This window comes from Caulobacter sp. FV1ye13L (genome assembly GCF_058681155.1).
Map to the genome: position 1 here is coordinate 2,469,017 of NZ_CM178732.1, position 13,032 is coordinate 2,482,048.

General features: G+C 66.5%; 12 protein-coding genes and 1 pseudogene. 8 read left to right on the forward strand and 5 right to left on the reverse strand.

All coding sequences use genetic code 11. The features are described 5' to 3' along the window. Positions 1-181: 181 nt before the first annotated feature. Positions 182-1,294, reverse strand: a complete 1,113-nt coding sequence (locus ACW176_RS11835; RefSeq protein WP_492109266.1) for an alkaline phosphatase D family protein — start codon at positions 1,292-1,294, stop codon at positions 182-184. An 86-nt stretch (positions 1,295-1,380) separates the two neighbouring features. Further along, positions 1,381-3,672, reverse strand: coding sequence for a TonB-dependent receptor (locus ACW176_RS11840; RefSeq protein WP_492109267.1), 2,292 nt, complete (start codon positions 3,670-3,672; stop codon positions 1,381-1,383). Between the two features lie 230 nt (positions 3,673-3,902). Here ACW176_RS11840 and ettA point away from each other — a divergent pair, with 230 nt between their 5' ends. Beyond that, the gene (ettA, locus tag ACW176_RS11845) at positions 3,903-5,570 is read left to right on the forward strand and encodes an energy-dependent translational throttle protein EttA (protein WP_492109268.1); all 1,668 of its coding nucleotides are present in this window, start codon (positions 3,903-3,905) and stop codon (positions 5,568-5,570) included. 154 nt (positions 5,571-5,724) lie between these two features. On the opposite strand, the gene ACW176_RS11850 is transcribed toward ettA, so the two are convergent. After that, positions 5,725-6,558, reverse strand: coding sequence for a sulfotransferase family 2 domain-containing protein (locus ACW176_RS11850; protein ID WP_492109269.1), 834 nt, complete (start codon positions 6,556-6,558; stop codon positions 5,725-5,727). Between the two features lie 270 nt (positions 6,559-6,828). Here ACW176_RS11850 and ACW176_RS11855 point away from each other — a divergent pair, with 270 nt between their 5' ends. Continuing rightward, positions 6,829-7,785: a 2-hydroxyacid dehydrogenase gene (locus ACW176_RS11855; RefSeq protein ID WP_492109270.1), complete on the forward strand. Its 957-nt coding sequence runs from the start codon at positions 6,829-6,831 to the stop codon at positions 7,783-7,785. Here the strand turns inward: ACW176_RS11855 and ACW176_RS11860 are convergent. Together ACW176_RS11860 and ACW176_RS11865 are read right to left on the reverse strand one after the other, a co-directional pair. Beyond that, a complete protein-coding gene (locus ACW176_RS11860) occupies positions 7,743-8,012 on the reverse strand; it encodes a carboxymuconolactone decarboxylase family protein (RefSeq protein WP_492111922.1) in 270 nt (89 codons plus the stop codon). The two genes, ACW176_RS11855 and ACW176_RS11860, sit on opposite strands and share 43 nt — an antisense overlap. Further along, positions 7,998-8,327 (reverse strand): annotated as a pseudogene (locus ACW176_RS11865) (carboxymuconolactone decarboxylase family protein); the annotation flags it as partial. The pseudogene ACW176_RS11865 and the gene ACW176_RS11860, both read right to left, overlap by 15 nt. A 31-nt stretch (positions 8,328-8,358) precedes the next feature. On the opposite strand from ACW176_RS11865, the gene ACW176_RS11870 reads away from it, so the two are divergent. The 6 genes from ACW176_RS11870 to ACW176_RS11895 are packed head-to-tail and all read left to right on the forward strand — an operon-like array spanning position 8,359 to position 13,032. Next, positions 8,359-8,718 carry a winged helix-turn-helix transcriptional regulator gene (locus ACW176_RS11870; protein WP_492109271.1) on the forward strand — a complete coding sequence of 120 codons (360 nt, stop codon included), beginning with the start codon at positions 8,359-8,361 and terminating at the stop codon, positions 8,716-8,718. Positions 8,719-8,720: 2 nt separating this feature from the next. Beyond that, positions 8,721-9,095, forward strand: coding sequence for a VOC family protein (locus ACW176_RS11875; protein WP_492109272.1), 375 nt, complete (start codon positions 8,721-8,723; stop codon positions 9,093-9,095). A gap of 43 nt (positions 9,096-9,138) precedes the next feature. Further along, complete coding sequence (locus ACW176_RS11880) at positions 9,139-10,116, forward strand: ArsR/SmtB family transcription factor (protein WP_492109273.1); 978 nt, start codon at positions 9,139-9,141, stop codon at positions 10,114-10,116. Continuing rightward, on the forward strand, positions 10,113-11,072 hold the full coding sequence (gene metF, locus ACW176_RS11885) for a methylenetetrahydrofolate reductase [NAD(P)H] (protein WP_492109274.1): 960 nt from the start codon (positions 10,113-10,115) through the stop codon (positions 11,070-11,072). Before ACW176_RS11880 ends, metF begins: the two co-directional genes overlap by 4 nt. Next, the gene (gene bla, locus ACW176_RS11890) at positions 11,069-11,938 is read left to right on the forward strand and encodes a subclass B3 metallo-beta-lactamase (protein ID WP_492109275.1); all 870 of its coding nucleotides are present in this window, start codon (positions 11,069-11,071) and stop codon (positions 11,936-11,938) included. The genes metF and bla overlap by 4 nt, the downstream gene beginning before the upstream one ends. Further along, on the forward strand, positions 11,935-13,032 hold the full coding sequence (locus tag ACW176_RS11895) for a homocysteine S-methyltransferase family protein (protein WP_492109276.1): 1,098 nt from the start codon (positions 11,935-11,937) through the stop codon (positions 13,030-13,032). The genes bla and ACW176_RS11895 overlap by 4 nt, the downstream gene beginning before the upstream one ends.

Genomic DNA, 13,032 nt, shown 5'->3' on the forward strand with positions numbered 1-13,032 from the left:
GGGACGCTAGTGGGACGCCGTGAGGTTGTCAGCAGGGAAAAGTTTGATGGGCGGTGGCAAGTCCACCCCCTGAAGGGGGAGGCGGCCGCCAGGCCGGCGGGGGAAGACCGCATTGAGTCAGCGGTCACTTCCCCCTCCGTCGGCTTCGCCGACACCTCCCCCTCTGGGGGGAGGACTTATCTCACCCGACCTTCAGCCCCGCCGTATCCACCACCTGCGTGATCTTCACCGCGCCCTTTTCGTCATGCACCCGCAGGGTCGCCACCGGCGCGGGGCCGCTCCAGTCGATCTCGATCATCCCGAAATTGCGCTCGCGCAGCACCGGCGAGACGCGCAGGGCGTTGGGCGGGGTGACGGGCCAGACCTCGGTCAGGCCCGAGGAGGTCACGTCCCAGATCGGGTAGGGCACGTTGGTGTCCAGCCGCGAGACCTCGGCATAGTGGGTGTCGCCGCTGATGCAGATCAGGCGGTCGGCCTTTTGGCGGCGAATGGCGTCGAACAGCCGCTGGTGGTCGCGGGCATAGTTGATCCAGCTTTCCCAGCCGGCGAAATCGGCCAGCACCTGCAGGCTGGAGCCGAAGATCCGCAGGTCGGCGGGCTGGGCCAGTTGCTGCTCCAGCCAGGTCCACTGCGGCTCGCCGATCATGGTGGCGTCCAGGTCGGCGATGCGGTCATAGGGGCCGGGCGTCTCCTTGCCCGACAGGCCGCGCGCCACGGCCCAGGGCTTGTAGCCGCCCTTGAAGGTCTTCTCGACCAGCGGCGTGCGGTTCCAGCGCAGGTCGGGCAGGATGATCTGCACCCGCTGGCCGGCGGGGCCGAAGACATAGGCCGCATAGACCCCGTCGCGCGTGCGGCGCGGCGAGTCGGCGGGTTCGCCCCAGAAGTCGCAGAACTGCCGGCGGCTCTCGGCCTTCATCGGATAGTCGGCCCCGGCGTCGTTTTCGCCAAAGTCGTGGTCATCCCAGATGGCGATGACCGGCGTGGTGTCGCGCAGCCGCTTGAAGTGCGGCTTGGCCGCCAGGGTCGCATACTTGGCCGCCATCACCTTGGGATCGCGGGTGTCGGCATAGATGTTGTCGCCCAGGAAGACGAACAGGTCCGGCTTCTGCTCGAAGATCGCCTCCCAGATCGGCTGGTCCTTGTCCTGGTTGGCGCAGGACCCGAAGGCGACGCGGGTCAGGGACTTGCCCAAGGCCGGATGCGGCGCGTCCAGGACGGCGGCGCGCGCGGCGGGAGCGACGGCCAGGGCGGCGGCTGACAGGCCCAGGGCCCCGCGACGGGAGAGATCGGTCACGGACGTTTCCTCGTTTTGCGGTGCAGCTTGAACGACAAAGGGCCGGGAGTCGCCTCCCGGCCCCAAGTTTCTAGATCAAGTGAGGCCTAGAACGCCTTCTTGATCGAGAGGAAGAACTGGCGCGGCGGGGCGGTCAGGACCGTCTGGCCCGTACCGGCTGCGTCATTGTTCAGGAAGCCACCCGAACCGATGGTCGAGATATAGTCCTCGTCGGTCAGGTTGGTGATGTTGGCCTGGATCTCCAGACCCTTGCCCCAGGTCTCGCCGTCGAAGCGATAGCCCAGCGTCAGGTCGGCGACGGTGGTGCTGTCCACCTGACCGCCGATGTTCTCGTAGGTGTAGTAGCGCTCGCCGGTATAGGCGACGCCCAGCTTCGAATAGAAGCCGGCCAGTTCGAACTTCAGCTCGCCCTTGAGGATGTTCTTGGGCGTGTTGACCACTTCCTTGCCGGCGGTGCGGGCGGTGACGACGCCCGAGCCGTTGACGACGTTGTCCTGATATTCCGACTGGTTGTAGGTGTAGGCGCCGTAGACCGACCAGTTGTCGGTCAGCTTGTATTCGCCGGCCAGCTCAATGCCGTTGGTTTCCACGCCGCCGACGTTCGACAGAACGGCGGGCAGGCCCAGGATCGGAGCCGCGGTGCTGGCGGCCAGCAGGCGGTTCTCGAAGGTCACGTGATAGAGAGCCGCGACGCCCTGGAAGCGGTCGGTGCGATAGCGCAGACCGCCTTCAAAGGTCTTGGAGGTCTCAGGCTCGAGGGTCTTGGTGATGTAGTCGACCGCGGCCTGGTTTTGCGAGGCGAACGGACCCGAGGTGGCGGCCGAAACGTAGGCGGCCATGTTCTCGGTGTAGCCGCCGAAGAACTCCAGGTCCGGCATCGCCTTATAGACGAAGCCGATCTGCGGCAGGAACGAGCTCTTCGACTCGATCTCGCCGGCCAGCGGGTTGCCGGCGATGCGCTGGACGCTGTTGGTCACTTCCATGGCCTTGAAGCCGAAATTGACCTTCAGGGCGTCGTTGACGGTCCAGGTGTCTTCGATGTGGGCGACCAGGGTGTCGGTCACGAAGCGGTACTGCCACTGGGTGAAGAAGGGGTTTTCCTGGAAGTCGAGCGGGTTGCGCGACGGGGCGGCGGCGGTTTCGGCGTAGTAGCGGCGCGCCTGGTTGAAGGTGTTCTTTTCACCCCAGAAGCCCATGCCCACTTCGTGCGCGCCCAGATCGACGGTGATGCCGCCGGTCACGCCCTTGCGGTCGATGTCATATTCGGTGGTGCGGATCGACAGCGGGGCGGCGGTGGAGCCGACCGTGCCGAAGCCCGGGCTGGGGACGTAGGGCGTGTACCACAGGCCCTGGCCCTGGTTGGCGTGGCCATAGGCGCTGAGGTCGAGCTTGGCGGTTTCGCCGAGCGGCAGCTTCAGGGCCAGGCCGTACAGCTCGTCGTCACGGACGCCGGCGCCGGCGTAGTAGGCGTCGTCAACGGTGGCGAACGGCGCGGGCAGAGCCGTACCGGTCAGGTAGGCGCGACCGGCGGCCACGGCCAGGGCCCAGTTAGGCTGGGTGTTGTCCCAGTTGCGGCCGAGACGCTTGATCATCTCGAACGACAGGTCTTGATAGTCCTGCTCGCGACGCTGCGAGCCGTTGTAGAAGGCGGTCAGGCTGCCGTTTTCGCCCAGCGGCAGCACGGCCTTCAGGTCGTACTGGAACTGCTTCTGGTCGCCGCCGCCCTTCCACTTCTCGGTGCTCTGGCTGACGATCGAGGCGTAGCCACGCAGGCCGCCCAGCTGTTCGATCGCGCCGCTGTCGATGCGGCCGAACACCCGGTACATGCCTTCCGAGCCGCCGGTCACGTTCATCTGACCGCCGAGCACTTCCGAAGGATCGCGCGAGAAGAACTGCAGCGTGCCGCCCAGATTGCTGGTCGAGGCGGTGCCGAGCGCGCCGGCGCCCTGGGCCAGTTCGACGCGGCCGATGTTTTCATTGGTGATGGCGCGGCTGATGTGCAGGCCGTTGTGGTTGCCGTAGTTCATGTCGCCCAGCGGCACGCCGTCCAGGGTGAAGCCCAGCTGGCCCTGGTTGAAGCCGCGGATCGAGATGCGGGTCGACCACTCATAGGCGCCGAAGGCGTCGGCCGACTGGAAGGTCACGCCCGGCAGCTTGTCGATGGCCTTCAGCGGGCTGGTGCCGGCGGCTTCCAGCGAGATAGCTTCGTCCTTCAGGGTCTGAACCTGGCGGCTCTGGCCCTGACCAATGACGATGATGGCGTCAACGGCGGTGGTGTCGGCGGCTTCGGTCGGCGCCAGATCGGCAGCCAGGGCCGGCGCGGCGGCCAGCAGCAGGAGGGCGGCCGAAGCAGCGCCCAGCATCAGATGATGTTTCATGATCTATCCCCTCGCCCGGTCGTGCGGGGAGCGCGCCGGTTCTTCGGCCCGGTTAACAGCGCTCCGCGACGCCTCCGCGACGGAAAAGCGTCGGGTTTCCGACAGTCTTGAGACAGAACGGTGAAGCTTACTTTGGGGCGCCTCGGCGCGCCGACATTGCGTAAACCGCCCCCGACCGCTATTTCAGCGCCCGTCCTCCCCCGAACTTTGACAGCGAGACCGACGCCCCCATGGCCCAGCAATATATTTTCCAGATGCAAGGCCTGACCAAGGCGTTCCCGGGCGGCAAGAAGATCTTCGAGAACATCTGGCTGTCGTTCTATTCCGACGCCAAGATCGGCGTCGTCGGCGTCAACGGCTCGGGCAAGTCGACCCTGCTGAAGATCATGGCCGGCCTGGATGACCAGTTCTCGGGCGAGGCCAAGGCCGCCGAGGGCATCCGCCGGGGCTATCTGGCCCAGGAGCCGGTGCTGGACCCGAACAAGGACGTCTGGGGCAATGTCATCGCCGACTGCGAGGACAAGCTGATCTTCGACCGCTACAACGAATGCGCCAACAAGCTCGGCGAGGACTATTCCGACGAGCTGATGGAGGAGATGACCAAGCTCCAGGAGATCATCGACGCCCGCGACCTTTGGGACATCGACTCCAAGGTCGAGATGGCCATCGACGCCCTGCGTTGCCCGCCCAACGACTCCAGCATCGAGAACCTGTCGGGCGGTGAAAAGCGCCGCATCGCCCTGGCGCGCCTGCTGCTCAGCAAGCCCGACATCATGCTGCTCGACGAACCGACCAACCACCTGGACGCCGAGTCTGTGGCCTGGCTGCAGCACCACCTCGAAAACTTCCCGGGCTGCGTGATCCTGGTCACCCACGATCGCTACTTCCTGGATCAGGTCACCAAGTGGACGCTCGAACTCGATCGCGGCAAGGGCGTGCCCTATGAGGGCAACTATTCCGGCTGGCTGGAGCAGAAGACCAAGCGCGTGGTGCAGGAGCAGTCGGAGTCCGACAGCCGCCAGCGCGCCCTGACCCGCGAACTCGAGTGGGTGCGTTCCAGCCCCAAGGCCCGTCAGTCCAAGTCCAAGGCCCGTCTGGCCAGCTACGAGGAAATGGTCTCGGCGCAGGAAAACGCCCGCGCCGCCCAGACCCAGGCCCACATCCAGATCCCGCCCGGCCCGCGCCTGGGCAATCTGGTGCTGGAAGTCGAAGGCCTGGAAAAGGAATATGGCGACAAGGTCCTGTTCAAGGACCTGTCGTTCCGCCTGCCGCCCAACGGCATCGTCGGCGTCATCGGCCCCAACGGCGCCGGCAAGTCGACCCTGTTCAAGCTGATCACCGGCCGCGAGCAGCCCGACCAGGGCACGGTCAAGGTCGGCGAGACCGTGAAGCTCTCCTATGTGGACCAGAGCCGCGACGCCCTGGATCCCAACAAGACCATCTGGGAAGAAGTCTCGGGCGGCACCGACGTGATGATCGTAGGCAAGCGCGAGATCAATTCGCGGGCCTATGTCGGCAGCTTCAACTTCAAGGGCGCCGACCAGCAGAAGAAGGTCGGTCTTCTCTCGGGCGGTGAGCGCAACCGCGTCCACCTGGCCAAGACCCTGGCCACCGGCGGCAACCTGCTGCTGCTCGACGAACCGACCAACGACCTGGACATCGAAACCCTGCAGGCCCTGGAAGAGGCGCTCGAAGAGTTCGCCGGCTGCGCCGTGGTCATCTCCCACGATCGCTGGTTCCTGGACCGCCTGGCCACCCACATCCTGGCCTTCGAGGGCGACAGCCACGTTGAATGGTTCGAAGGCAACTTCGAAATGTACGAGGAAGACAAGAAGCGCCGCCTGGGCGCCGACAGCCTGATCCCCAAGCGCATCAAGTTCCAGAAGTTCGCGCGGTAGGCGCCTTTGCAACCTGACGGCTCCCGTCAGGTTGCAAAGGTACGGCCATAGCGTTGAGATGAAGCGGGGTGGCCCTCACGGGTCACCCCGTTTTTTGTGCCCGGATGCGAACTCCCCGGGCGCAGTTGGGTTCAGCCGTGTCTTTTGATCACGATCAGAAGACGCCCGCTCTGCTCAGGCCTGCCGCCGCAGGCAGGGCCGCAAAGAGGTGGCGTCGCCCGGCTTCGTAGACGGCATATTCCAGGGCAAAGGCGTCACGATGCGCCGTCTGCCATTCGCCATAGATCTCTGTCGGGTCGCCGCTGCGATGGGCGTCGTCGGCCCGATTGACATGGATGATCTCCTGCGGCGCCTGGAAGCCCAGAGCCTTGGCCAGGACCCGCACCGAAGCGTCATAGGCCTCGAGGATCCCCACTGCGATATAGCCTTGGTCGAAGGCCCCGTCGGCATTGTCGGGCGCGACCGGCCAGGGCAGTTGGGCGAGGAATGAAAACGGATCTTCGCCCTCGCTGGCAGCCTTGGCCCTGCGGTCGAACCATTGGCCAAAGGTGGGGTTGTCGTCGAGTGCGGGGACAGGCAGTCCGCTACGACGCTGAAAATGCAGGTAGCGCCATTGGGAGACAAACCGGGAAAACGGATCCCGCAGGAAGGTGATGAACTGCTGGGCTTCGGGGTAGTAGGCGAGGGCCCCGATGCCGCGCACGCGGTTGAAATGGCCGTGGACACAGGCTCGTGCGCTTATGCCGGTGTGCCTGACTGGGTCCGCATCCGCGTCGCGATAGTGGAGGCGCAGACCGTCCTCGCCAAACCAGGTCTTGAGGGTGGTGCAAAAGCTGGTGCCCGCTGTCTTGGGAACGTGCAGGGAGATCAGGAGCTTTGATGGGTCATAGGCCTGTTTGGCCGAAGGTCGTGATCCAGCCTGCGGGGCTTCCGCCCGGTCAATCTGTTCGAACCGGCTGGATGTCATCTGGTGCATGAGCAGGTCCATGACGTGCGTCCTTGCCGATCCACACCTGAAGCGGTGCAACGGCTTCCTTGCCTCTAACAACGCGCAACAGTGCAGGTTCCGTCGTTTTAGCCGAGCCGCGACAATCGGGATTGATGACGGTCAAAAAACGCGGCGGCTACTACGGGGATTAACCATGCGTAGTCGGTGCTGGCGCTGCGCGGCAACTGCGGTAGCTTGTCGCACACGATGAAAAATCCCGCTGGTGACTGGCGTCGTATGGCCTGCACTGGACCGGGATGGAGGACCCGCATGCCGCAAACCGCCGACAAGCCGCACATCCTGATCTCACACGAGATGCTCCTGCCGCTGCAGCCCTTGCTGGAGGGGAGCTATACGGTTCATCGGTTCTGGGACTATCCCGACCCCCTGGTCTTTCTGCAGGGGCCCGGTCAGTCGGTGCGGGCCATCGTCCACGCCGGCGAGATGGCTCTGGGCAAGGACCTGCTGTCGGAGATGCCGCAGCTGGGCCTGATCGCCTGTGTCAGTGTCGGCTATGACGGCGTCGATGTGCCTTGGTGCAAGGGGCGCGGCATTTCGGTGACCCACTCCACCGGCCTGAACGCGGGTGACGTCGCCGATCACGCCGTGGGTCTGATGCTGGCGGCCTGGCGCGGTATCGTCGAGGGCGATCACCGCCTGCGGGCCGGGCGCTGGACTCACGCCGAGCGCATGGCGCCCCGACACGGCCTGCGCGGTCGCAAGGTGGGCGTCGTCGGCCTGGGCCATATCGGCGAGGCGGTGGCCCGTCGCTGCGAGGCCTTTGAGATGAAGGTCTCCTGGTGGGCGCCGCGCCCCAAGGAAACCGACCGGCCGCGCGCCGAGAGCCTGATGGCCCTGGCCCGCGACAGTGACGTGCTGATGGTCTGCGCCCGACCCGACGACACCAACCAGCACATGATCAATCAGGCGGTGATCGAGGCCGTGGGGCCGCAGGGCCTGCTGGTCAATGTGGCGCGCGGCTCACTGGTCGACGAGGACGCCCTGATCGCCGCCCTCAAGGACGGCCGCCTGGGCATGGCGGCGCTGGACGTCTTCGACCAGGAGCCGACCCCGCCGGGACGCTGGGAGGGCGTGCCCCGCACGGTGCTGACGCCGCACCTGGCCGGCGCGACCCTGGACAGCATTCCGGCCATGGTCGGGCTGACGCTGGAGAACCTGCGCTGCTATTTCAACGGCGAGCCGTTGGCGTCGCCGGTTGGGGGGTAGGGCCGGGGAAACGGCGCGGCGAACGGTTCGGGTTCGAGGCGCAGGCCGTTCACCAGCAGGCTGACCGTGCGGTAAAAGCCGGCCAGCATGATCAGTTCGATCCGCGCCGCCTCGTCGAAGGCTTCGGACAGGCGCGCCCACAGGTCATCGTCGATATCGGCCCGGGCGTTGACCGCGTCGCAGAAGCCGATCAGCAGCGCCTCGTGCGGCGACCAGCAGTCGGCGATTCCCGGCGCGGCGGTGGCCGCCAGGCGCGTCGCATCCAGACCGGCGGCGCGCGCGAAAATCGCCGCGTGCACGCCCCACTCATAGGCCGCGCCATTGAGAGCGCAGATGCGGTGGATGACGATCTCGCGGTCGGCCAGGCTCAGATGGCCCGGATCCAGCAGGCCGCCGCCGGTGAAGCGCGAGAACAGGCGCTCGTCACGGGCCAGGGTTCGAAACAGCGACAGGGGTTGATCACCGGGCGTCTTCAGGTGGTCGAGCGCTTTCTGAACAGTGGTGGGGTAGGGCGGCCGGGCGGGCGCGATGCGGACGGACATGGCGGTCTCCTTCTGCTACAAAATCTGTATCATGCCCAAGTCGCCGATTGCTACAGAAATTGAAGCGCCCTTGCCGGGCAAGCCGGTGCGCGGCTCGACCACGGGGCGTCCGGTCATGGCCGCGCTGGATCTGGTGGGCCGGCGCGGCGCCTTGCGGATCGTCTGGGAACTGCGCGACGGCGCGGTCCTGACCTTTCGCGCTTTGCAGGCTGCGGCCGAGCTGCCGCCGGGCACGCTCAATGCCCGTCTGGCCGAACTGCGGGCTGCCGATGTCGTGTCGGCCGAGGCCGGCTATCGCCTGACGGCGCGGGGAGCGGCCCTGATCGAGGCGCTTGCGCCGCTGATGACTTGGTCGCAGGCTTGGGCCGACGATCTGGCGACAGGGGACTGATCATGGCCAGGGTGCTGGGGCTGGGCGGGATATTCTTCAAGGCGGCCGACCCGGTCGCGGTCCGCGACTGGTATGCGCGGGTGCTGGGCTTCGAGGTCCATGACTGGGGCGGGGCGGTGTTCGATCATCCGAAAGTCGGCCAGACCAACTGGTCGCCGTTCGCGGCCGACACCCGGTATTTCGAGCCGTCTCAGGCGGGCTTCATGATCAATTTCATCGTCGATGACCTGGACGGCCTGCTGGCCAGGGCCGCGGCCGAGGGCGTGGAGCCTACCGGCCGGCAGGACGAGGAGATGGGTCGTTTTGCCTGGATTCTGGACCCGGCTGGGGTCAAGATTGAGCTCTGGGAGCCCGCAAAGGTGGCGTCCGAGGCATAAAATCAGCTTGCCAAATCGGACATAAAGATATCTTTATGTCCCCATGAAGCTGTCGGCTGAACAGGTTGTCGAAGTGCTGCGCGCGGCGGGGGAATCCACCCGTCTGCGGCTGCTCGCCCTGCTGGCCGGCGAGGAGCTTTCGGTGCTGGAGCTGTGCCAGATCCTGGATCAGAGCCAGCCGCGCGTCTCGCGCCACCTCAAGCTGCTGGCCGAGGCGGGGCTGGTGGAGCGCTTCCCTGACGGGGCCTGGGTGTTTTATCGCCTGGCTAGCAAGTCGCCGGGCCACCATCTGGTCCGCCAGGCGCTGGATCTGATCGACCCCGCAGATCCGGCCGTCCATGCCGACGCCGAGAAACTGGCCACGGTGCGGGCCGAGCGCTCGACCGGCGCCCAGGCCTATTTCGCCCGCAACGCCGCGCGCTGGAACGAGATCCGCTCGCTGTATGTCGACGAGGCCGAGGTCGAGGCGGCGATCCTGCGCGCGGCAGGCGAGGGGCCCTTCGACGAGATGGTCGACCTGGGCGCGGGCGCCGGTCGCATGCTGACCCTGCTGGGCCAGCGGGCCGGCTCGGCCCTGGGCCTGGACCTGTCGCAGCAGATGCTCAACATCGCCCGCGACGAGGTGGCCAAGGCGGGGCTGGGGCAATGCGAGCTGCGCCACGGCGACATCTTCGCCACCGGCCTGCCGGGCGGCTGCGCCGATCTGGTGACGGTGCATCAGGTGCTGCACTATCTGGGCGATCCGGCCGCCGCCGTGCTTGAGGCCGCGCGACTGGTGGCGCAGGGCGGCCTGCTGCTGATCGCCGACTTCGCGCCGCACGACCACGAGTTCCTGCGCGAGGCCCATCAGCATCGCCGCCTGGGCTTTGAAGACGCCGAGATCATCCCCTGGCTGGAGGCCGCCGGCCTGAGCCTGGAAAACAACATCGCCCTGCCGCCGTCCTCGGCCCAGGGATTGACCGTCAAGATCTGGACGGCTCGCCGTCCGGTTCAGCGGGCCGCGCAAAGGAGCGCCGCATGACCCTTCCACCCACACGCCGCGTGATCGGTCCTGTCGCCCGCGCCGGCGAGCGCGGTCAGAGCCAGGCCGGCGGCCGTCCCCGCGTCTCGTTCGAGTTCTTCCCGCCCAAGACCCCGGCGATGGAAGAGAGCCTGTGGCAGGCCATCACCCGGCTGGCCCCGCTGGATCCGGCCTTCGTCTCGGTGACCTATGGGGCCGGCGGCTCGACCCGCGAGCGCACCCACCGCACGGTCAAGCGCATCCTGGATGAGACCAGCCTCAAGCCAGCCGCCCACCTGACCTGCGTCGGGGCCAGCCGCGACGAGGTCGATGAGGTGATCCGCGAATACTGGGAGACGGGCGTTCGCCACATCGTCGCCCTGCGTGGCGATCCGCCGCCGACCGAGGGCGGCATCGGCGGGGTCTATGTGCCGCGCGCCGACGGCTACGCCAACGCCACCGAACTGACCAAGGCCCTGCGCGGCATCGCGCCGTTCGAGGTGCTGGTCGGGGTCTATCCCGAAAAGCATCCGGAAAGCCCGTCGCTGGAGCACGACATCGAGGTGCTGAAGGCCAAGGTCGACGCCGGAGCGACCCTTGGCATCAGCCAGTTCTTCTTCGATATCGACGCCTTCCTGCGCTTCAACGACAGGGTGCGCGCCGCCGGCATCACCATTCCGATCGTGCCCGGGATCATGCCGGTGACCAATTTCAACGGCCTGAAAAAGATGTCCCAGGCCTGTCAGACGGCGGTGCCCAGCTGGCTGGCCAACCTGTTCGAGGGCCTGGACCATGACGCCGAAACCCGTCGCCTGATCGCCTGCTCGGTGGCCGCCGAAATGTGCGCCAAGCTGCAGGAGCAGGGGTTCGAGGACTTTCACTTCTACACCCTCAACCGCGCCGATCTGGTCTATGCGATCTGCCGGGTGCTGGGCGTGCGCGAGCGGGAAACCGCCCATTCGGAGGTTGCGGCATGAAGGTTCTGGCCCTGATCCTTTGCGGTGTGCTTTCGCTGGCCAGCGTCGGCGCCGCCCGCGCCGACGGGTGGCCGCCGGCCGCCTGGATCAAGCCGACCAAGCCATACCGCGTGGTCGGCAACATCTATTATGTCGGCTCCGAGGGACTGTCTTCGTACCTGATCACCTCGTCGGCCGGACATGTGCTGCTGGATGCCGGCATGTCGGCGGACGGCGCCAAGTTGGTCGAGCGCAACATCGTCTCGCTGGGCTTCAAGCTGGCCGACGTGAAGATCCTGATCAACACCCACGCCCACTATGACCATGCCGGCGGCCTGGCCCAGGTGAAGGCCGACACCGGCGCCAGGCTCTATGCCTCGTCGCAGGACAAGCCGGCCCTGGAGCAGGGCCGTCACTTTGGCGACAACGAAAACGGCCTGACGCCCTTTCCGGCCGTGAAGGTCGACCGCACCGTGCGCGACGGCGAGAAGGTCACGCTGGGCGAGACCACGCTGGTCGCCCACCTGACGCCGGGCCATACCAGCGGCGGCACGACCTGGACCCTGTCGGTGACCGAGCGCGGCCGCCCCCTGAACGTGGTGTTCTTCAACTCGATCTCGGTGGCCGGCAACGCCCTGGTGGGCAACAAGACCTACCCGAAGATCGTGTCTGACTATCGCGCCACCTTCGCCAAGCTGAAGATCATGCCGGCCGACGTCTTCCTGCCCGCCCACGAGGAGCAGGGCGATCTGCTGGCCAAGCGCCAGCGGGTGCTGCGCGGCGACAACAACGCCTTCATCGATCCGACCGAGCTGGGCCGCTTCGTCGCCGCCTCGGAAGCCGCGTTCAACAAGGAGCTGGCGCGCCAGCAGGGAGCGGCCAAATGACCGACCTCACCACTCGCCCTGATCTTTCTACGAGGGCCGGCCGCATCGCCGCCCTGAAGGCCGCCGCTAAAGAGCGCGTGCTGATCCTCGACGGTTCCTGGGGCGTGATGTTCCAGAAGAAGAAGCTGTCCGAGGCCGACTACCGCGCAGAACGCTTCGCTGACTACGACGGCCAGATGAAGGGCAATAACGACGTCCTGTGCCTGACCCGCCCCGACCTGGTGGCCGAGCTGCACGACGCCTATTTCGCCGCCGGCGCCGACATCTCCGAGACCAACACCTTTTCCGGCACCACCATCGCCCAGGCCGACTATCGGCTGGGCGAGCAGGACGTCTGGGACATCAATTACGAAGGCGCGCGCATCGGCCGTTCGGTCGCCGATCGCTGGCTGAAGGAGCACCCGGAAAAGCCGCGCTTCATCGCCGGCTCGATCGGGCCGCTGAACGTGATGCTGTCGATGTCGTCGGATGTGAACGACCCCGGCGCGCGCAAGGTGACTTTCGACCAGGTCTATGCGGCCTACCGCCAGCAGGTCTCGGCCCTCTACGAGGGCGGCGTCGACCTGTTCCTGATCGAGACCATCACCGACACCCTCAACTGCAAGGCCGCGATCAAGGCGATCCTGGACCTGCGTGACGAGGGCCACGAAGAGCTGCCGATCTGGATCAGCGGCACCATCACCGACCGCTCGGGCCGCACCCTGTCGGGCCAGACGGCGGAAGCGTTCTGGAATTCGATCAAGCACTGCAAGCCCTTCGCCGTCGGCTTCAACTGCGCCCTGGGCGCCGACCTGATGCGTCCGCACATCGCCGAGATGGCCCGCATCGCCGACACCTTGGTCGCGGCCTATCCCAATGCCGGCCTGCCCAACGCCATGGGCGAGTATGACGAGGAGCCGCACCAGACGGGCCACGCCCTGCACGAATGGGCGTCCGACGGTCTGGTCAACATCCTGGGCGGCTGCTGCGGCACCACGCCGGACCACATCCGCCACGTGGCCGAAGCCGTCGCCGGCGTCACCCCGCGTCAGATCCCCGAGCGTCCCCGGGCCATGCGCCTGGCGGGCCTCGAACCCTTCGAACTGGTGGGCTGA